We start from the raw sequence: 19,207 nt of genomic DNA on the forward strand, positions 1-19,207 counted from the left end.
TGACGCGACGAGAAAAACAGGGAGCAGCGATCATGTCATATCAAACGACCGCCTTCGTTGCGGCATTCTGCGTGCTGACATTCACGGCAAGCCTTCGCGCGGAGACGACGGAAGAACGTCTGCGTCGCGGTGAAGAGGTTGTTCGATCGCTCAATGCCGGCAGCAGCCAGCCGACCCTCGAAGGCTTGCGCACCGAGTTTCCCTTTCTCGCCGATGCGATCACGGGCTACGCACTCGGCGACGTCTGGGCGCGGCCGGTTCTCGACGCGCGCACGCGACAGCTGGCAGCGGTTGCCGCTTTCGCAGCACTGGGGCATCGGCCGTTCATGAAGATCCATGCGGGCTACGCGCTCAACGCCGGCGTGAAAGAGGAAGAACTAAAGGAGATCGTCTATCTGACGACCGTCCATGCCGGCTTCCCGCGCGCCATCGAGGCTGCGCAGACACTGAGTGAGCTGTTCAAGGAACGCGCACAGAAGCCGGGATCGGCAAAGTGAAAAGAGCATGGGAAAACGGCCGGACGAAAGTTCGGGCCGCTTGTTTTGGCTAACGCCTCTTGCCGTCATGGCCCGGCCATCTACGTCTTCGCTCTCGTCGCCAAGACGTGGATGCCGCTGCGCTTGTCCGGGCTGCGGCAAGACTGGTTGGTCAGCTCCCCGGCGTCCCGACAAGTAGCGCATCCAGCTCCTGCACCTTGGCCTGGCCCGATAGCTTGACCGTGAGAATGAGGTCTCCGGTGTCCGTCGCCAACTGAATGGAATTGATCTTCAGCTTGTATGCGTCGGCCTGGCGCCGCAGGGCTTGCCCGGAAAGTTGTGTCCCGATGTAACCATTGAGCTGAGCGGTCACGGGCGCAATCTTCGACGCAATGGCACTGGCGACCTGACGCTGCCACCCCTTGCGACCATCGCCGACAGTGATGGTGCCGACGCTGAGCTTCACCGAGAGAGCGGTGTTCGAAATCAGGAGGGGAATCGAGATCTGCGCCTGAGCTCCAACCCAGCCGGTGAGGCAATCCGCGAAGTCCCCCGTCGCAGTGAGCACCAGCCCGTTCGGCAACGCCGTCGATCCATTGATCGAAATGCTCTGCAGTCTGCCGCCGCCCTCGAATGGGCTGTGGTTTTTGCAAACAATCTGCTTGTTGATCACCGGCAGCACAGTGTCCATCACCGCCTGGATGTCGCGAACCGCCGCGAACGCCGTCACCGAACCGGTGACAAGATCCGGGCCGAACCTGGTCAGCCCGAGATCGACGCCGCTGCTCAATCGCAATGTCCGATTGCCGATGACATCTCCGATGCCGATCTGAGCGAAGCTTTCAGCAGGCGCACCGAACAGAGCCACAATCACGAAGAACACATTCCAACGCCAGGAATGACGCATACCCACACCCCCAAAAATGAATTTTTCAAACAAGCGACGGCCGGCCGCGTTTGGCCGGGACGTTCCAATATCCGAAAAATCTATCTATGGATGTGTTTCCGGTCAATGCCACTCACGCGTCACACGTGGCCGTAGCCCGCATCAGCGAGCGATATGCGAGGCTATTGCTCCGGTCGACGTGCCGTTGCCGGATGTCGTGACACTCATCCGGCAACATGCTGAAGGGCGAAATGAGAAACGGCCCGGATGGAAGTCCGGGCCGTTTTGTTTTGCGGGCGCGTGCCTCTCGCTCCATCATGACCGGCTTTGTCCCGACCATGATGGAGCGAGGCGGAGCTTCCGTTACGGGAACATCGCCGGCTGATCGATGCCCAGCGTCTCGGCAAAACCGAGTACCAGATTCATGTTCTGCACCGCCTGCCCCGACGCGCCTTTGGTAAGGTTGTCGAGCGTCGAGACAATGATGGCGCGGCCCGGGATACGGTCAGCGGCCACGCCGATGAAGGTCATGTTGGAGCCGCGCACATGCCGCGAATGCGGCGTCTTGCCGAATGGCAGGATGTGAACGAACGGCTCCTTCTCATACTGCTTCACCAGCACCTCGTGGAGATCCTGCGCCGTCTTGCCACGCCGGCCCCGTACATAGATGGTCGAGAGAATGCCGCGGTTCTGCGGCAGCAGATGCGGCGTGAAGCTCACGACCACGTCCTTCCCGGCAGCCTTGGAGAACTCCTGATCGAGCTCCGCCATGTGCCGGTGATGGCCGACGCCATAGGCGTTGAAGCCTTCGGACACTTCGGAGAAAAGCATCTCTTCCTTGGCCGAACGCCCTGCTCCCGTCATGCCGGACTTGGCGTCGATGACGATCTCGTCGGTCTCGATGGCGCGCGCCTTCAGTAGCGGCACCAACGGAAGGATCGCGCACGACGTGTAGCAGCCGGGATTGGCGACGAGCCGCGCCTTCTTGATGTCGCGCCGATAGATTTCGACGAGGCCGTAGACGGCCTCCTTCTGCAGCTCCAGCGCGTGATGCTCGTGGCCGTACCACTTCGCATAGGCTGCTGCGTCCTCAAGCCGGAAGTCGGCAGAGAGATCCACCACCTTGGTCTCCGGCGCTTTGGCCAGGAGATCCTGCAGCACCTTCTGCGTGGTCGCATGCGGTAGCGCGCAGAACACCAGATCGAGGCCGATAGTCGTCCAGTCGACCTGGTCGATGCTCACGAGCGTCGGCAGCTCATAGGGCGCAAATTGCGGGAACACATCGCCCATCGCCTGTCCGGCGCGCCGGTCGGCCGTCAGCAGCACGAGCTCGACCTTGGGATGACGCAGCAGCAGCCGCACCAGTTCGGCGCCAGTGTAACCGGAGGCCCCCAGAATGCCGATTTTCTTCTTGTTGCTCATCCCATAAATCCTTCCGCCTCAGCCATAGCAGTCAAATGTGTCGTCTCTTCCGCAAATAAATGCGGCCGTAATTTGCGCATCGCATCCGCGATCTCGACAGCCGCCGGCTCCGGCCGCATGGCCAGCGAGCTCATGACAGCCAGGTGATCGGCGTCGGACTTGTGCTGGTTGAGCTTGAAGCTCCCCTCCACCTCATCCACCGTCATGACCACGCCGACGATCGCCTTCTTCATCGCATCCAGTCGCCCCGCCGCCATCTTTCCGGACGTCCAGGGCTTCTTCGGCGCGAGCCAGCTTTCGAACCTGGCGCTCAGCGCGTCAAGATGCGGACCGAGTTCGCGATCGGATAGCAGCCGTGCGGGCCCCGTGAGATGCACCGCCTGATAGAGCCAGGTCGGGACCTGATCCGGCGACACATACCAGTCAGCCGAGACATAGGCGTCTGCGCCGGTGATCGCCATGGCCCATGGGGTCACACCGTCCGCGACCTTCAGCAACGGGTTCTGCCGCGCCAGATGAAATGCGAGGCGCGGCGTACCGTCATTGCCGTAGTCCAGGCAGAACGGCAGGGATGCCGCGATCGGCTTGCGGCCGTCCCACGCACAGGCGGTGCCGAATCCACGTGCCTCGGCGAACGCCAAAGCTTGGGTCCGGTCGGTCTGGAATCTGGGCGGCGTATACATGACGGGCTCCTGCTCTTGTGAGGGGCCGTCGGATCAGATCGCGCTTCAGGGGGAGGACTGCCGCGGACCGGATCCGGCGGCAGTGAGAGATCAAAAACGCTTAAGCGCGCATATCTCCACCTGCCGCGAGAATGCGGCGGCGGCTGGCGATGATGCTGGTCGCAAGGTTGATCATGGGCGCCGTCATAAGGCCGTGCCCGCGATCCGTCAAGATCGTCAGAGCACCGGGCTCCACGGCGCCGGTACGATGCGATAGCCATTGCCATCCTTCTCGACGAAACCGTTGGCCGGGAACGGATAGTGGAAGCCCTGCACGCGCATCTTCTCGGCCACCAGCATGTCATAGACCTTACGGCGGGTGGCTTCGGCCTGCACCGGCTCCTGGTCGAAATTCACGTGCCAGCCGGGATTGGCGGCGAATAGCGCCGGAAGGTTGGTGACATCAGACTGGATGAAGACCTTGTCCGATCCGGAAGACAGCACATAGGACGTGTGGCCCGGCGTATGCCCGGTCGAAGCAACCGCCAGCAGCCCCGGCGCGGCGTCCTTGCCCCATTCATAGGGCGTAACCTTCTTCTTCAACCCGGCCTCGAACACCCGCCGATTGTTCTTGAACAGACCGGTCATGCGATCGCCAGCAGCACGACTCATCTCGCCATCGTCCATCCAGAACTTCCACTCGGCTGCCGGCACCAGCACTTCGGCATTGGGAAATGCAAGCACGCCGTCCGCCGTCAGCAGGCCGTTCACATGGTCGCCGTGAAAGTGCGAGATGACGACCATGTCGATCATCTTTGGATCGATCCCCGCCGCCATCATGTTGGTGATGAACTGACCGACATTGCCCTTGGTTGCCGCAAAGGCGCCCGGCCCGTTGCCGGTGTCGATCACGACCAGCTTGCCGCCGGTGTTGATCACCAGTGGCGCATAGAAGTTGGTGATCTGGTTTGTCGGCAGAAATGCCCTGGCGAGCGCGGCATTGATATCATCGCGTTTGACGTTGGAAATATAGGTATCGGCCAGCGGAAACGTCGCTGCACCATCGGAGATGGCGTTCACCTGGATATCGCCGACCTTGTAGCGATAGAAGCTTGGCGCCTGCTTGTCCGCCGGCGGAGCTGAGGCCCTGGCAGAGCCTGTGGCGAGTAATGGAGATGCAGCGAGCGCGGCAGCGCCGGCCAGTGCATGCCGTCGTGACAAATCCATGAGGTCTTCTCCCGTCGCTTTGCATGGTCGCTGTTGGCGCGACTCCAGTACGGAGACTGGCACGGGATGACGACGGAGGCGATGCTCTTTGCGAAGCCAGCCGGCCTGCGCTGCAGCGCAGGCCGGGAAATTGCCAGGCTTCGCTTAGATCACCGGGCTCCATGGCGCCGGCACCAGCCGATAACCGTTGCCATCCTTCTCGACGAAACCGTTGGCCGGGAACGGATAATGGAAGCCCTGCACACGCATCTTCTCGGCCACCAGCATGTCATAGACCTTGCGGCGCGTGGTTTCCGCCTGCGCCGGATCCTGGTCGAACATCAGATGCCAGCCGGGATTGGTGACGAACAGCGACGGATGGTTGGTGACGTCGGACTGAATGAACAACTTGTCACTGCCGGACGACAGCACGAACGATGTGTGGCCCGGCGTATGGCCGACCGTCTCCACGGCGAGCAGGCCCGGCGCGACATTCTTGCCCCACTCATAGGGTGTGACCTTCTTCTTCAGCCCATCGTTGAAGAGCTTGCGGTTGCTGGCAAACAACCCCTTCATGCGGTCGCTGGACGCCTTGGCCAGTTCGCCATCGTCGTTCCAGTACTTCCACTCAGCAGCGGGCACCAGGATCTCGGCATTGGGAAACGCCGGCGTGCCATCGGCAGCCAGAAGCCCGTTCACGTGATCACCGTGGAAATGCGAGATCACCACCATGTCGACGTTCTTGGCGTCGATGCCGGCGGCAGCCATGTTGTTGGCGAACTGGCCGACATTGCCCTTGGTGGCCGCGAGGGCTCCGGGGCCGTTGCCCGTATCGATCACCACCAGCTTGCCGCCGGTGTTGATGACCAATGGAGCGAAATGGATGGTCATCTTGTCCTTCGGCAGGAAGGCCTTGTCGAGCGCGGCGTTGACCTCATCCTTCTTGGCATTGAGCACAAATGTATCGGCCAGCGGAAAGGTGTTGGCGCCGTCGGAGATCGCATTCACCTGCGCATCGCCGACCTTGTAGCGATAGAAGCTCGGCGCCTGCTTATCGGCAGGTGGAGCAGACGCTTTGGCAGAGCCTGCGGTGAGCAACGGAGATGCGGCGAGCGCGGCGGCTCCGGCAAGGGCGTGGCGGCGTGACAGATCCATGATGTTCTCCAGGGTGAAGCAGTGACAGGCGGGGGCTGGCGGAACTATTTACCAGCGTTCGATGACTTCTGCGAGTTGTCGCGGCATGCAGACACCGCGACATGTCAGCCCGTGAACACCTGGGCACCGCGGTTATTCCCCGCCGGATTACTTCAGCTTCCAGAGCCATTCGACAGCGACGGACAGGCCGTCGCCGAACAGCAGAAGCACGCCCGCCCAGATAAAGGCCGACGTGAAGTTGGCGATCTGAAAGCTCCAATACGGCATTTCGAAAATGCCGGCGGCCAGCGGCACCGAGGCCCGCAACGGGCCGAAGAAGCGGCCGATATAGATGCTGGGCACGCCCCACTTCCTGACGAAGGCTTCGCCGCGCGGAAGCAGGTCGGGAAATTTGGACAGCGGCCAGATCTGCGCCACCTGGTCCTTGTATCTGAAGCCGAACCAATAAGAGAGCCAGTCGCCGAGTGCCGCACCGAGAGCACCGGCAATCAAGACCGGCCAGAAGCTGATCCCGCTTGCGCCGACCAGTGCGCCGATCGCCACCAGCGCCCCCCAGGCCGGCAATAGCAGCGAGATGAAGGCGAGCGATTCCCCGAAAGCCAGCAGGAGAACGATCGGCGCCGCCCAGACCTGGTTCTGGCGCACGAATTCGATCAACGCGTGCATCCAGCCTTCCATATGGAGAGTGTTCCTTTACGGCTCTAGCGCCGGCCAGATCGGCCGCGAACCGCTTTAACCTTCAAACGCCCGTCACAGGTAATCCGGCAGCACCGATCACATCAAGTCACAACATCTGAGGGTTCGGCGTGGCGCCCAATGAGTCCGACCGCGGCCTCTCCACACGCAATGGATGCTTCGACCGCGTATCACCAGACATACGAGTGGCGGAGCTCGCGGTATCCTGAACCTTGCGCCAGCTCCGCTGACCAAGATCACAGACCATCTCCCGGATGGCAATTTTTCCGCTGTAGGCCCGCTGACTGCCGGGCTCGACAATCAAAACACGCAAAGGACTGAAGATGATCGGATCGCTGATGATGTGCGTGAGTGCGCTGATATTGCTGATCGGCATGGTCGCCGGCATCGTGATGGGCATTCGCCAGGACTTCCTGCTGAGCCCCGCGCATGCGCATCTCAACCTCGTCGGCGGCGTGCTGCTGTTCCTGTTCGGGTTGTATTACCGCCTGATTCCCGCAGCCGGAAGCTCGCTGCTGGCCAAAATCCAGGGCTCCATGCACATCGTTGGCGGCATCATGTTCCCGGTCGGCATCGGCATTACCCTGCTCGCCAACCACGCCTATATGGCCATTCCGATCGTCGGTTCACTGATCATGCTCGTGGCCATGGCCCTGTTCGTCGTGATTGTGCTACGCACCGAGCGCTCTGGCACGGCGACATAAGCCCCGAGGTCGCAGCCACATTGCCAACCTGAACGTGGCATAGTCACAGCAACGATTCGCCGCGCGTTGCACGGCGCCACCCGAGACAAGACTTTAAGACATATGGCCAAGGCACAGAAATCAAACGCGAAAGCCGATCTTTTCGGCGGCGCCAGCGCACCAAAATCGGCTGCAGCACCGAAGGCGTCCACCCGCTCCGCCAATGCCGAGGACGGCTATACGGCCGCGGACATCGAGGTCCTCGAAGGCCTCGAGCCGGTTCGGCGTCGCCCGGGCATGTATATCGGCGGCACCGATGAAAAGGCGCTGCATCACCTGTTCGCCGAAGTGATCGACAACTCGATGGACGAGGCGCTGGCTGGCCATGCGACCTTCATCGAGGTGGAACTCACCGCCGACGGCTTCCTGTCGGTGTCCGACAACGGCCGCGGCATCCCGATCGACCCGCATCCGAAGCACCCGAAGAAGTCCGCCCTCGAAGTCATCATGTGCACACTGCATGCCGGCGGCAAATTCGACTCCAAGGTCTATGAGACCTCGGGCGGCCTGCACGGCGTCGGCGTCTCCGTCGTCAACGCCCTCTCCTCGCTGCTCGAGGTCGAGGTCGCGCGTAATCAGCAGCTCTACAAGATGACATTCGCCCGCGGCATTCCGCAGGGCAAGCTGCAGGATCTCGGCAAGGTCAACAACCGCCGCGGCACCCGCGTGCGCTTCAAGCCGGACACCGAAATCTTCGGCGCCAAGGCAGCCTTCAAGCCGCAGCGCCTGTTCAAGATGGCGCGCTCCAAGGCCTATCTGTTCGGCGGCGTGAAGATCCGCTGGAAGTGCGATCCGGAACTGCTCAAGGGTATTGAGGAAGTCCCGGCCGAGGATGAATTTCACTTCCCCGGCGGCCTCAAGGATTATCTCGCCGCGGCGATCCATGCCGACACACTGGTGCATCCGGAGATCTTCTCCGGCAAATCCGGCCGTAACGGCGCCCATGGCGCTTGCGAATGGGCTGTCGCCTGGACTGCGGATGCCGACGGCTTCATGTCGTCCTACACCAACACCGTGCCGACGCCGGACGGCGGCACCCATGAATCCGGCATGCGCAGCGCCATGCTGCGCGGCCTGAAGGATCACGCCGAGCGTGTCGGCCAGGGCAAGCGCGCTGGTACGATCACATCCGAAGACGTGATGGTAGGCGCCGCCGTCATGCTCTCGGTGTTCGTGCGCGAACCGGAATTCCAGGGCCAGACCAAGGACCGCCTCGCCACGGCAGAAGCCCAGAAGATTGTCGAACAGGCCATCAAGGATCCGTTCGACCACTGGCTGTCCGGCAACCCGGTGCAGGCCAACAAGTTGCTTGAATTCGTGCTGGAGCGCGCAGACGAGCGTTTGCGCCGCCGTGCCGAGAAGGAAACCTCGCGTAAGACCGCAGTGAAGAAGCTGCGCCTGCCCGGCAAGCTGGCCGACTGCACCAACACAGCCACCGAAGGCTCCGAACTGTTCATCGTCGAGGGTGACTCGGCAGGTGGCAGCGCCAAGCAGGCGCGTGACCGCAAGACGCAGGCCATCCTGCCGCTGCGCGGCAAGATCCTGAACGTCGCCTCGGCGACCAAGGACAAGCTTACGGCCAACGCACAGATATCAGACCTGATGCAGGCGATCGGCTGCGGCACCGGTGCACAGTATCGCGAAGAAGATCTGCGCTATTCGCGCATCATCATCATGACCGACGCCGACGTTGACGGCGCTCACATCGCATCGCTGCTCATCACCTTCTTCTACCGCCAGATGCCGCATCTGATCGACGAAGGACATCTCTATCTCGCAGTGCCGCCGCTCTATCGGCTGACCCATGGCAGCAAGACCGTCTATGCGCGCGACGATGCGCACAAGGACGCCCTGCTGAAGAGCGAGTTCAACGCCAATGCCAAGGTCGATGTCGGCCGCTTCAAAGGCCTGGGCGAAATGATGCCGGCGCAGCTCAAGGAAACCACCATGGACCCGGCGAAGCGCACGCTGCTTCGGGTTCAGCTGCTGACCGAAGACCGCGAAGGAACCGCCGATTCCGTGGAGCGCCTGATGGGCTCGAAGGCCGAAGCCCGCTTTGCGTTCATCTCGGACAAGGCAGAATTTGCCAACGAGGAATTGCTGGACGTCTAGGATTGTCAGCGGGCATCGCTTGGTGTCGGCCTGATCGGGCTGGCGCTCGTGCGGCGCTGACGCCCTCTTCCATCTTCCCGCCAGTCTTGCGATGATCGTCCCAGGCGCGCCACAGAACGCGTCAGGAACAAGCATGCGGGGCGGACATCTTGACCAGCAATCTCTTCGATCTCATCGGCCGGGTCGCCATCGTCACCGGCGGCAATACCGGCATCGGCCTTGGCATGGCGCGCGGGCTGGCGAATGCCGGTGCCACCCTCGTGATCGCCGATCGCAACCGCGATAATGCTGCTTCGGCAAAAGCCGAACTGGAGACGTCCGGACATCCGGTGCTCGCACTGACGACCGACGTTACCGACACCAACTCGATCGCGCAGATGGCGTCCGCGACGTTGAGCGCGTTCGGCCGCATCGACATTCTCGTGAACAATGCCGGCATCAGCCTGTCCGCACCGATTGAAGAGATGGCGCTGGCCGACTGGCAGAAGGTCATCGACGTCAACATGACTGCGCCTTTCATCTGCGCCCAGGCTGTCTACCCGGCGATGAAAGCTGCAGGCCGCGGCAAGATCATCAATATCGCCTCGGTACTGGCCACGCTCGGCGCCGGCGGCGCGGCGAACTACGCATCAAGCAAAGGCGGCATTCTGCAATTCACCCGCGCACTGGCGACGGCCTGGGCTGCGGACAACATCCAGTCCAACGCCATCCTGCCAGGTTGGATCGACACCGACCTGACCAAACGCGCCAGGGAAATCCGACCCGAACTGCACGATCGCATTCTCGGGCGTGTACCGGCGCAACGTTGGGGCAGGCCTGATGATCTTGCGGGCGCGGCCGTGTTTCTGGCCAGCGGGGCTTCCGACTTCGTCAACGGCGCCGCGCTCACGGTCGATGGCGGCTTTTCAATTCAAGGCTGATACAATGAGGACAACACCATGACTGCAGGACTGTTCGATCTCTCCGGCAAAGTGGCCGTCGTCACCGGTGGCAATGGCGGCATCGGGCTCGGCATGGCGCGGGGTCTGGCGCAGGCCGGTGCCACCATCGCCGTGGTCGGACGCAACCAGACGAAGTCCCAGGATGCCGTCGCGGAATTGACCGAGAGCGGCGCCAAAGCGGTCGCCATTGCGGCCGATGTAACCGACAAGACCGCTGTCGATGGAATGATCGCGGGCGTGCTGAAAGAACTCGGCCGTATCGATATCCTCATCAACAATGCCGGCATCAACATCCGCAAGCCGCCGCACGAGATCTCACTCGACGAATGGGACAGCGTGATCAAGACTAATCTCACCAGCGCCTTCGTCTGTTCGCAGGCGGCGCATCCGGCGATGAAGGCCGCGGGCGGTGGCAAGATCATCAATATCGGATCGATGCTATCGATCTTTGGCGCGTCTTTCGCGCCCGCGTATGCCGCTAGCAAAGGCGGCATTGTGCAGTTCACCCGCTCCTGCGCCGTCGCCTGGGCGCCTCACAATATTCAGTGCAACGCCGTGCTACCGGGCTGGATCGATACCGAACTGACACAGAATGCGCGCCGTGAAATCGATGGCCTGCATGACAAGGTGCTGGCACGAACACCCGCCGGCCGCTGGGGTGCATCGGGTGATTTCGCGGGCATTGCCGTGTTCCTGTCGTCTCGCGCGTCTGACTTCGTCACTGGAACGGCAATCCCCGTGGACGGCGGCTTCTCGGTGCAGGGATAGCCTCTCCTACGCTTCCGGCGACTGCACGTGCTCGGGTCGTACGCCAATCGCCAGGAAGCGCGCGGTCAATCCCTGCAGCACAGGAAACGCGCTGACCAAGCGCATGATCAGCGGCGGCGTCAGCGGCTGACCGCCCGGAGCCAGCGCCCGGCTGATGATGTTGTTCTGCATCATCACTTGCATGCCCTGCGTGGCCCGCATCGGGAATTCGCGGCGGCGCCGTACAGCGTCGAGATCGTCCTCGGTCACCGGTCCCTTCGCAAGCTTTGCTGCCAGCAGGTTGGCGGTCGCAACGGCATCCTGAACCGCAATGTTCACACCGACGCCGCCAACCGGCGACATCGCATGCGCGGCGTCGCCAATGCACAACAGCCCCGGCCGTGTCCAACGCGTCAGCCGATTAATCGCGACGGTCAGGAGCTTGACGTCATCCCAGCTCGTGAGGTCACCGATATGCGCACCCAGGGTCGGCGCCAGACGTGACGTCTCGGCACGGAAAGCCTCCAGTCCGCGCGCCTTGATCTCCTCATAGCGCCCCTTGGCGATCACGTAAGCGCATTGCCAGTAGTCGCCGCGATCGATGGTCACCATCATCTTGCCGGGCTCGAGCCGCGCGAACACGCTTTCGGTCTCCGGGCCCTTGGCGACGCGAAACCACAGGACGTCCATCGGCGCACCGATGTCCTCGACCTCAAGCTTAGCTGCCGGTCGCACGATCGAATGCCGGCCGTCGCAGGCCACGGTCAGATCGGCACGAATCTCGACCGGCCCCTGCTCCGTGATGGCCTTGACGCCGACCACCTGCTCGCCCGACCAGATGAGATCGGTCGCCTCGGTGTTCATCATCACCTTGAGACACGGATAGCGTTGCGCCTTGTCGCGCAGGAAATTGAGGAAATCCCACTGCGGCATGAAGGCGATGAACGGATATTTCGCGCTGGTGCGGCTGATGTCGGCGATGCGCAGCTGGTGCGTTCCGAAGAAGCCGTCCATTTTCTGAATACGATCGTGCTTGATCTTCAGAAAGTCGTCGATCAGGCCAAGCTCGTCCATCACCTGCAATGTCGATGGATGCACGGTGTCGCCGCGAAAGTCGCGGAAGAAGTCGGCGTGCTTCTCGAGGACAATCGTGTCGATACCGGCACGGCCGAGCAGATAGCCGAGCATCATCCCGGCAGGGCCGCCGCCGACGATGCAGCAGCGCGCAGTCAGCGAGTTCTCGTGCGCGCCTGCAGTCATTCGCTTCTCCTCAAGCTCCAAATTGCAACTTGAGCGAGACTGCGAGGGTCCGTCAACGGAAAACGCCGCGCCTCTAGGCTACGAGGATCGGCGTGCTTTGGAATGTCAGCATCCGCCAACGGTCATCACGGCGGATCCAGACGACTGTCGTTCGGCTGTTGAGCTTTCTCAACTGCCCGGCGATCGTGACTTCACCCGTCATACGGCCCGTCACAAGCGCTGCCGGACCAACAATGCGAATATCCTGATCCAGAAAATTCAGTTCGTGATACAGATAATGATGGTTGTCGAGCTTGGCGATATAGTCCGCCATGGTGTCAACTTCGGCATTCGAATGCGTGTAGGCCAGCTCTTCGGCAAAAAGCTCTTCGAGTTCTGGTACATCCGATCTCAGCATCGCCTGCCGGCGGCGTTCTTCGAGCTCTTTGATGTCAGCGATGACTTTGGTTCGCAGGGCGGTGTCGATCATGCTCATCGATTTCCAGAACGTCGAAAGCTCTTGATTTCCGATACGCTGCCGTCGCGGAAGGTCAATTCGACTGAAACAAACTTCGTGGTGGCAGGGATCTTGATGTAGGGTTCGGCACCAGCTGGTGTCGCGATCGGGTCGTGCAGATCGCAAGGCGGGAATTTCAGAACCTTGTCCGGCATGGCACTGTCGATGCCTACGCGAGCTTCGCGAATGGCGCAGCGATACGACATCAGGTGCGTATAGTACATCAACGGCGTGTTGTAGCCGCCGAAAGCAAGCCAGCTTCCCGCCGTCATGTCGAGAATCTTGCGCTGATCGCGAACCAGCGCAGCCTCCGGATCGAAGCGGATCGGGAACGGCCCCTGCATCTCGCCGTTCGCGTCGATGTAACGCAGATAGATCGTCGCTGCCGCGGCATCGGCATCGAGCTGGATCGCCGGATTCGGCATCCGCTTGCGCGTGCGCGGATCGAGCGTGTCCATGAAGCCGGTCTCGCGGAAACTACCCGCCTCGCCCATTCGCCAGGAGATTCCCAGCGTCGGATCGGCGATCGAGAACATCACGGTCCAGCCACCATTGTGGCGCGAGAAGCTGGCGATCGGTGCATTCACCGCATCGTTGGCCGGCGGCAGTTGCGGAATGTTGACAGGCGGCAGCGCAGCGACCTGCTGCAGCGGTTCGGCCGGCCGCACGTCGGCCTGTTTGAGCGCAACACCGTTGAGAAAGACGTCATCGACCATCTGGTCGAAATACACCGGCACCTGACGGTGCTTCACGGTCTCCGCCATCTCGCTGACGGTCCGCCGGGTGCGCTGCGCGACCTGCACAAGGTTCAGCGATGGCTCCTGCAACTCCTTGATGAATGCGCGCGTGAAGACCGAATTCGGGTCGGTGTCGTTGTTCGACAAACGATCCAGTGCGGTCTGCCGCGGCCCTGCAGAAAAGATCGAGAAGACGCCTTCCGGAAGCGTCGTCATCGGGGCGAGGCCGCCGCTGCCGGCCACTGCACGGGTGCCAGCGCGCTCGAATGGATTGTTGCGACAGGCATCGAACACCAGAATCGACGTCCGCGCGCCGCGCATCTGCAGGCGCGTCACGATACGGTCGGCGAGGATTGCGGAGTCGCGCACCAGTTCCTCTTGCCCCTCGGTGGCGGCAGGAACGTCCGTCGGCAGCAGAAAATTCTGGCCGGCGATCTCGAAGCCGTGACCAGCAAAAAAGAAAAAGGCCGTGTCGCCTTTTTCAATCGCCGAATCGAAAGCAAGCAAGGATTGACTGAAGGCCTGCCGGGTCTGGTTCTCGGCCACCATGACGCTAAAGCCGAGACCCTTGAGGGCATCGCCGATACTGCGGGCATCGTTCACAGCCTTTTGCAGCTTCGGCACGTTGCGGTAGTCGTTGTTGCCGATCACCAGCGCCACGCGTTTCGCCGCAAAAGCCGGCGCCGCCGAAAGTGCTGCCGCCGCCAGCGCCGCTAGCAGGATCAAAAACCGTCGCATTGTTCTATCCCCGCCCCGCCAGCGCATTTATCTCTATGGTGGCTCGACCGCGTGATTGTCTGCCTTGGTCGAGGCAAGACGGCGGCCGGTTCAAACCGAGGTCTAACCGTTACAGGTAGTTTTGTCTTGCCCACACAAGCAGATCATCCGCCCTCACATTGCAGGACATTGCCACAAATTCTGCCTTAATCTCCATTAGCCCGAGCCAAATCAAAGTCAGGAGATCGACGTGAAGTCACTGGTCCTCGCAGCCGCGCTGCTGCTTCCTACCATCGCACTCGCCCAGGATGCAGCCCCCGCTCCTGCAGCCAAGGCTGCACCGGCCGGCAAACCAAAACACGCACCGGTGGCCGCCAAACCGGCACAGACCACGCCGGACGTGTTGGCCATCACCCAGATTATCGCTATTCGCCAGGTCGACCCGGCGACCTATGAGATCGACGCCCGCCTGCAGAGCGGTAGCGAGGTGCATCTGCGCATGAATGCGTTCGTGATGCAGAATCTCGGCATGCAGCTTGGCACCTACGGCAAGTGATCCAGCGCTGGTATCATTTCCTCGGACGCCGGCCGACAGGCCTGATTCGGTAAATTTGTATGGATATGCGCCGGCCATCCATGGTCGGCGGGTGTCTCAACGAGGTCGGCGACAGCGCGCTCGATCTCGCGATCTTGTGGATAAAGAATACAGGGCAAATCCTCGACATGTTTGCCCTGAACTATGCTAAGCGACATATCACAGGGTTCGGACGAGATCCGGGGAGCTAGCTAATCAAATCGCTACTCCTGCTACAGGCAACCAACGTCAGGAAGCGCGCTTCAGGAACTTTGCGTTCCTCCGTAGCTTGGCGATTTGAGGATGGGATTTTTTAGACTGTAAGATTTCAGGCAGTTTTAATCACCCGCCCGAAGCCTACTACGACTGGATACCTGACGACCAATGGCAAAGAAGATGATTACGCCCGGGCACGATCTATTGCTCCGGGTCAACCAGGCATTTCTCGACCACGGCTATGCCGGCCTGTCGATGGTCGGCCTCGCGCGAGAATGCGGTTTCACGCAGCGCGCGCTCTATTACTATTTCAGCAACAAGGAAGAAGCGTTTCGTGCCGGGGTCGCCCATCGCAACGAGGTTGCGATCGCACAGGCGCTGGAAGCCGGCAAGAAGATCCGCGAAAGCGGCGGCAGCGCGCTCGACATCATGGCCACGATCATTGATCTGCGCTACGGCGAGACCCGCCGCATGCTGACCTTCTCGCCGCATACCGTCGAGCTCAATGCGGAAGCCTTTCGGCGCTGCCGCGATCTCATGATCGAGTCCGCGATCGCCTTCCAGGCCGAGCTGGAAAAGCTGATCATCGATTTCCACTACAGCAAGCTGCTGATCCTGACCGGCCGTTTTACGGCCGCACAGATCGCGCAGGCGCTGGCCGATGGCGGCCGGGCTGTCAATCAGGCGCTCCCTCCGATCGCAGCGAATGACTTCTCGGCGCGCTATCGGCAGACCTGCGAGATGATCCTGTATGGCTGCGCGGCAACGCCGACGCAGATCTGACACGCTGCGGTTCGCCGCACACCCTCCCCCTCGACTCATCGCGTTTCATCGACATATGGTCCGCGCGGGCTGCGGACGACGCGCATAGCGTTACCGCTGTGAGAGGCGGGGCTTCAGATGGACGACCAGATGCGGACGCACGGGGCGCTGGATAGTGCTGCCGCGCTGACCATTGCGGCACGGCTCGACCGGCTGCCTGTTTCCCCCCTTCATCTCGGCATCTTCGCGCTCTGTGCCTTCGGCCTATTCGCTGACATTGCCGAAGTGGCGCTCAGCAACGCCTTTTCCGGCATATTTCTCGCACCGCCCTACAGCATCTCGCGAAGCGAACTCTCGCTGTTGTTGGCCTCGGTCTTTGCCGGCGGCGCCGTTGGTGCGCCTGTGTTCGGCTGGGTTGCGGATCGCTATGGCCGCCAAATCGCCCTGCAGAGCGCGCTCGCCGTCCTGGCGCTGAGTTCGCTGGCTGTCGCAGCCAGCCGCGATGTCGCGACGATGACGGCATTCCGCTTCATCTCCGGCCTCGCCATCGGCGGTTATCCGCCTTTGACATCGGCCTATTTGTCGGACCTCCTGCCGCCCCGACGCCGTGGCCTCTTGATGATGCTGTGCGGCGCCCTGGCCTTTCTCGGCGCACCGGCGATCATCCTGATGATCCGCTGGCTGACACCGATCGCGCCATGGGGCATCGAAGGCTGGCGCTGGGCTTTGATCTTCGGCAGCGCCTGCTCGGCGTTGACGGCGCTGTTGTTCTTTCTGGTGCCGGAATCGCCGCGTTGGCTCGCATCGGTCGGACGCAACGCCGAAGCTGATGCCGCCTGCCGCCGCTTCGAGGCGTCTGCTCGCCATCCATCGCCGCTGGTGACCTCCGCTCCTGAAACCGTAGCCGCGGGATCCAGCGGTTTCCGGGCCCTCGCCCGAGACCCAACCAGCCTGCGCCGCACGGCGCTGCTTGCCGCGCTTTACGTCCTGGGCCCATGGGCCACGATCGGTTTCCCGCTGCTCAGCGCCGCCGTGATGGTGCAGAAAGGCTTCCATGTCAGCGAGTCGCTGCTATTCGCGGGGCTCACGATGTTCGGCCCGTCCATCGGCATCGCGGCTGCCTCCGCCTTCGTCGATCGCATTCCCCGACGGTTGTCGCTGATCGCCTGCGCCACGGTGATGATCGCAACCGGCCTCACTTTCGCGATCAGCACGGTCCTGACGCCGCTCATCGTTACCGGCATCGTGTTCAACCTCGCCAGCGCGGTCTACAGCGCTGTGCTCAGTCTCTATGCGGTCGAACTGCTGCCGACGCATCTGCGCGCCTCGGCCACTGCTGGCGCATGGGGGCTGGGCCGCATCGTATCCGCATTTGTCCCCGTTGCGCTGTTACCGCTGCTCGGCAGCCACGGCGCCATTGCGATGTTCGCCGTGATCTCCACAGCGCTGCTGCTGAGCGGCGCGCTCATCGCCATTGCCGGCCCACCTGGCCGCGAGCGCAGGCCAGTGCAGTAACGTCGGGCAAAGCGTTTTCAGCGCCGCGGCAGACCTGCCTCGACCAGAACCTTGCGCACGCGCGCCTCAGCCTCAAGATAGACCGGACTGGTATTCTCGGTCGGCGGGCCGATATTTTCGGCAGTCGCTCCTGGCCGTAGCGCGAGCCCTCTGGCAATCATCGCTTGCGCATCGGCATGACGTCCGAGCCGCTGATAGGCCACCGCCAGCATGAAATGCGTTCGCCCGCTACCTTGCGTGACGGCAAGCGACCGCTCCAGCCAGCGCACAGCCTCCTCATCGCGTTCGAGACAAACAAGACTGAAACCCGCGCCCAGCAACCACGTCCAGCGTGACACGGTCGGCGTGTCATACTGATCGGCCAGCTTGAAATTCGTCAGCGCATCCTCGAAGCGCCCGAGGAAGGTCTGGCCAAGGCCGATGTGATAGATCGCCAGCCCGTTCCAGGGATCGAAGGACAGTGTTCGCGCGCAGGCAACGAGGCTGTCGACAAATCGGTTGGTTGCACTGAGCAGGCGGCAATAGCTTTCCAGCACTGGCACATAGGTCGGCTTCGCCCGCAACACGCGTTCCATCATCGCCTGTGCGTTCTGTCTCACGCTTTCGCGTTCATGCGGTTCGTACCAGACCATCTGGATGCCACGCAGTTGCAGCGCTGCGAGCGCCGCCTGCACATCGACATCGTTGGGATTATCGGCCAGCGCCTTTTCGAGCATGACTTGCGCGGCACGGAAACGCTCGCGCGAGGTTTGCACGATCGACGCGGTCGCCTGTTCAACGGCAACCTTCGCGCTGCCCGATGCGCCTTTGACACCCGGCACGGCATCGTTGAGAATCGCATTGATGCGCAGCGCCAGCGGATGGCCGACTGCAGCGGCGAGCCGCGACTGCTGAAGACCCGCGTCGGCATCGCCGCTGGCGACATTGATGTCGGATGTCCAGGCGATCTCCCCGCTCGCACTGTCGATCATGCGGGCGCGGACCAGCCACCCCCGCTCCTCTTTCTGCAATTCGGCATTGACCACGTAGTCCGCCAGCAACGGGCGCGACGACACCGGATCGAGCGATGCGCGCGCCGTAACCTGCTCCGGTGTGACCACGCGGATATTCTCGATCCGCGCGAGGCCCGCACCCAACCGGTCGGTGACGCCCACCGCCATGGCGCGCACATCCGGGTCGCCATTGGTGGTCACGACCGGCAGCAATGCGATGGCCGGTCGCGACCGTACCAGAACCATCCCTCGGTTGAAGAACGGGACGGCGACTGCCAACCCACCGATCGCGACGATACAGATGGCAGCAACAGCCGCGCCTGCCATCCGCCAGCGCCGTTCAGGCGAGCGCCGCGATGGCTGCTCGGAAACGACGGCCTCGCCCTGCGGCATGCTCGTCTCTGCGACTTCGACCTCGGCGTATTCGTCCGTCAGCGGGACCACCTGCTCGGCCTCAACCGCAGGTGGCATAACCGGAAGGACGTTCTCCGGCCGCGTCACATCCGCCTCGAACAAATAACCGCGCCCGGAAATATTGCGGAGAATTTGGCGCCGCCCATCGCCAAGCGCGGCACGGATTTCGCGGATGCACTGGAAAAGGCTGTCTTCGCCGACGTGAACACCCGGCCAGAACCGCTCCATCAGCTCCTGTTTGGTTACGACGCGACCAGCGTTGCCCGCGAAAAATACCAGCATATCAAATGGCTTGGGCCGAATCTTGATGACATCGCCATCCGACCGGCGCAACTCGGCGCGCTGCAAATCGATGATGAAATCAGCAAAGAAGATCACAGACGTCCCCGCAAAATCGACGCGCTCTCTGCCATGAAATGGCCGGGCCACGCCAGCCCCACGGTATCCTTCGAAGATATCAGAAAATCTTCAGAAGATA

Annotated in this window: 18 protein-coding genes; 8 read left to right on the forward strand and 10 right to left on the reverse strand. The window is 62.0% G+C overall.

The annotated features are described in order from the left end of the window. Positions 1-32 precede the first annotated feature (32 nt). Positions 33-497, forward strand: a complete 465-nt coding sequence (locus AB8A27_RS11200) for a carboxymuconolactone decarboxylase family protein (protein WP_441241955.1) — start codon at positions 33-35, stop codon at positions 495-497. Positions 498-648: 151 nt separating this feature from the next. Here the strand turns inward: AB8A27_RS11200 and AB8A27_RS11205 are convergent, their stop codons facing one another. From AB8A27_RS11205 to AB8A27_RS11230, 6 genes are all read right to left on the reverse strand, one after another. After that, positions 649-1,383, reverse strand: a complete 735-nt coding sequence (locus AB8A27_RS11205) for a hypothetical protein (RefSeq protein ID WP_441241956.1) — start codon at positions 1,381-1,383, stop codon at positions 649-651. Positions 1,384-1,725: 342 nt separating this feature from the next. After that, complete coding sequence (argC, locus tag AB8A27_RS11210) at positions 1,726-2,784, reverse strand: N-acetyl-gamma-glutamyl-phosphate reductase (RefSeq protein ID WP_441241957.1); 1,059 nt, start codon at positions 2,782-2,784, stop codon at positions 1,726-1,728. Next, positions 2,781-3,467, reverse strand: coding sequence for an FMN-binding negative transcriptional regulator (locus AB8A27_RS11215; protein ID WP_441241958.1), 687 nt, complete (start codon positions 3,465-3,467; stop codon positions 2,781-2,783). The genes argC and AB8A27_RS11215 overlap by 4 nt, the downstream gene beginning before the upstream one ends. Positions 3,468-3,683: 216 nt before the next feature. After that, positions 3,684-4,673: an MBL fold metallo-hydrolase gene (locus AB8A27_RS11220; RefSeq protein ID WP_441241959.1), complete on the reverse strand. Its 990-nt coding sequence runs from the start codon at positions 4,671-4,673 to the stop codon at positions 3,684-3,686. Positions 4,674-4,817: 144 nt separating this feature from the next. Next, complete coding sequence (locus AB8A27_RS11225) at positions 4,818-5,807, reverse strand: MBL fold metallo-hydrolase (RefSeq protein WP_441241960.1); 990 nt, start codon at positions 5,805-5,807, stop codon at positions 4,818-4,820. 147 nt (positions 5,808-5,954) lie between these two features. Next, a complete protein-coding gene (locus AB8A27_RS11230) occupies positions 5,955-6,485 on the reverse strand; it encodes a DedA family protein (protein ID WP_441241961.1) in 531 nt (176 codons plus the stop codon). Positions 6,486-6,826: 341 nt separating this feature from the next. Between AB8A27_RS11230 and AB8A27_RS11235 the strand changes: the two genes are divergently transcribed. The 4 genes from AB8A27_RS11235 to AB8A27_RS11250 all read left to right on the forward strand — a co-directional run bounded on the left by AB8A27_RS11235 (position 6,827) and on the right by AB8A27_RS11250 (position 11,067). Continuing rightward, the gene (locus AB8A27_RS11235) at positions 6,827-7,207 is read left to right on the forward strand and encodes a hypothetical protein (RefSeq protein ID WP_441241962.1); all 381 of its coding nucleotides are present in this window, start codon (positions 6,827-6,829) and stop codon (positions 7,205-7,207) included. A gap of 102 nt (positions 7,208-7,309) precedes the next feature. Next, positions 7,310-9,358, forward strand: coding sequence for a DNA topoisomerase IV subunit B (gene parE, locus AB8A27_RS11240; RefSeq protein ID WP_441241963.1), 2,049 nt, complete (start codon positions 7,310-7,312; stop codon positions 9,356-9,358). A 149-nt stretch (positions 9,359-9,507) separates the two neighbouring features. After that, entirely contained in the window at positions 9,508-10,278 is a 771-nt protein-coding gene (locus tag AB8A27_RS11245) for an SDR family NAD(P)-dependent oxidoreductase (RefSeq protein WP_441241964.1), read from the forward strand. Between the two features lie 18 nt (positions 10,279-10,296). Beyond that, on the forward strand, positions 10,297-11,067 hold the full coding sequence (locus AB8A27_RS11250) for an SDR family NAD(P)-dependent oxidoreductase (RefSeq protein WP_441241965.1): 771 nt from the start codon (positions 10,297-10,299) through the stop codon (positions 11,065-11,067). A 6-nt stretch (positions 11,068-11,073) separates the two neighbouring features. Here the strand turns inward: AB8A27_RS11250 and AB8A27_RS11255 are convergent, their stop codons facing one another. The 3 genes from AB8A27_RS11255 to AB8A27_RS11265 all read right to left on the reverse strand — a co-directional run bounded on the left by AB8A27_RS11255 (position 11,074) and on the right by AB8A27_RS11265 (position 14,277). Continuing rightward, positions 11,074-12,306 (reverse strand): FAD-dependent oxidoreductase, encoded by a 1,233-nt coding sequence (locus AB8A27_RS11255; RefSeq protein ID WP_441241966.1) that lies wholly within the window; start codon positions 12,304-12,306, stop codon positions 11,074-11,076. Between the two features lie 73 nt (positions 12,307-12,379). Then, complete coding sequence (locus tag AB8A27_RS11260; RefSeq protein ID WP_441241967.1) at positions 12,380-12,775, reverse strand: nuclear transport factor 2 family protein; 396 nt, start codon at positions 12,773-12,775, stop codon at positions 12,380-12,382. Between the two features lie 2 nt (positions 12,776-12,777). Further along, positions 12,778-14,277 (reverse strand): caspase family protein, encoded by a 1,500-nt coding sequence (locus tag AB8A27_RS11265; RefSeq protein ID WP_441241968.1) that lies wholly within the window; start codon positions 14,275-14,277, stop codon positions 12,778-12,780. A gap of 229 nt (positions 14,278-14,506) precedes the next feature. Between AB8A27_RS11265 and AB8A27_RS11270 the strand changes: the two genes are divergently transcribed. The 3 genes from AB8A27_RS11270 (at position 14,507) to AB8A27_RS11280 (ending at position 17,323) form a co-directional block, all read left to right on the forward strand. Next, a complete protein-coding gene (locus tag AB8A27_RS11270) occupies positions 14,507-14,812 on the forward strand; it encodes a hypothetical protein (RefSeq protein WP_441241969.1) in 306 nt (101 codons plus the stop codon). A 402-nt stretch (positions 14,813-15,214) separates the two neighbouring features. Next, on the forward strand, positions 15,215-15,829 hold the full coding sequence (locus AB8A27_RS11275; RefSeq protein ID WP_441241970.1) for a TetR/AcrR family transcriptional regulator: 615 nt from the start codon (positions 15,215-15,217) through the stop codon (positions 15,827-15,829). 129 nt (positions 15,830-15,958) lie between these two features. Further along, positions 15,959-17,323 (forward strand): MFS transporter, encoded by a 1,365-nt coding sequence (locus AB8A27_RS11280; protein ID WP_441241971.1) that lies wholly within the window; start codon positions 15,959-15,961, stop codon positions 17,321-17,323. Between the two features lie 17 nt (positions 17,324-17,340). Here AB8A27_RS11280 and AB8A27_RS11285 read toward each other — a convergent pair whose 3' ends face one another. Beyond that, positions 17,341-19,158, reverse strand: coding sequence for a winged helix-turn-helix domain-containing protein (locus AB8A27_RS11285; RefSeq protein WP_441241972.1), 1,818 nt, complete (start codon positions 19,156-19,158; stop codon positions 17,341-17,343). Positions 19,159-19,207: the final 49 nt, after the last annotated feature.

Source organism: Tardiphaga sp. 768_D3_N2_1, from assembly GCF_052076105.1.
GTDB lineage: Bacteria > Pseudomonadota > Alphaproteobacteria > Rhizobiales > Xanthobacteraceae > Tardiphaga.

What these genes read in the sequence shown, in the direction of transcription:
- AB8A27_RS11260 (WP_441241967.1), bottom strand. Translation starts at nt 12,775, where the DNA reads ATGATCGACACCGCCCTGCGAACCAAAGTCATCGCTGACATCAAAGAG.
- AB8A27_RS11280 (WP_441241971.1), top strand. Translation starts at nt 15,959, where the DNA reads ATGCGGACGCACGGGGCGCTGGATAGTGCTGCCGCGCTGACCATTGCG.
- AB8A27_RS11235 (WP_441241962.1), top strand. Translation starts at nt 6,827, where the DNA reads ATGATCGGATCGCTGATGATGTGCGTGAGTGCGCTGATATTGCTGATC.
- AB8A27_RS11220 (WP_441241959.1), bottom strand. Translation starts at nt 4,673, where the DNA reads ATGGATTTGTCACGACGGCATGCACTGGCCGGCGCTGCCGCGCTCGCT.
- AB8A27_RS11215 (WP_441241958.1), bottom strand. Translation starts at nt 3,467, where the DNA reads ATGTATACGCCGCCCAGATTCCAGACCGACCGGACCCAAGCTTTGGCG.
- argC (WP_441241957.1), bottom strand. Translation starts at nt 2,784, where the DNA reads ATGAGCAACAAGAAGAAAATCGGCATTCTGGGGGCCTCCGGTTACACT.
- AB8A27_RS11265 (WP_441241968.1), bottom strand. Translation starts at nt 14,277, where the DNA reads ATGCGACGGTTTTTGATCCTGCTAGCGGCGCTGGCGGCGGCAGCACTT.
- AB8A27_RS11230 (WP_441241961.1), bottom strand. Translation starts at nt 6,485, where the DNA reads ATGGAAGGCTGGATGCACGCGTTGATCGAATTCGTGCGCCAGAACCAG.
- parE (WP_441241963.1), top strand. Translation starts at nt 7,310, where the DNA reads ATGGCCAAGGCACAGAAATCAAACGCGAAAGCCGATCTTTTCGGCGGC.
- AB8A27_RS11250 (WP_441241965.1), top strand. Translation starts at nt 10,297, where the DNA reads ATGACTGCAGGACTGTTCGATCTCTCCGGCAAAGTGGCCGTCGTCACC.
- AB8A27_RS11200 (WP_441241955.1), top strand. Translation starts at nt 33, where the DNA reads ATGTCATATCAAACGACCGCCTTCGTTGCGGCATTCTGCGTGCTGACA.
- AB8A27_RS11275 (WP_441241970.1), top strand. Translation starts at nt 15,215, where the DNA reads ATGGCAAAGAAGATGATTACGCCCGGGCACGATCTATTGCTCCGGGTC.
- AB8A27_RS11225 (WP_441241960.1), bottom strand. Translation starts at nt 5,807, where the DNA reads ATGGATCTGTCACGCCGCCACGCCCTTGCCGGAGCCGCCGCGCTCGCC.
- AB8A27_RS11205 (WP_441241956.1), bottom strand. Translation starts at nt 1,383, where the DNA reads ATGCGTCATTCCTGGCGTTGGAATGTGTTCTTCGTGATTGTGGCTCTG.
- AB8A27_RS11255 (WP_441241966.1), bottom strand. Translation starts at nt 12,306, where the DNA reads ATGACTGCAGGCGCGCACGAGAACTCGCTGACTGCGCGCTGCTGCATC.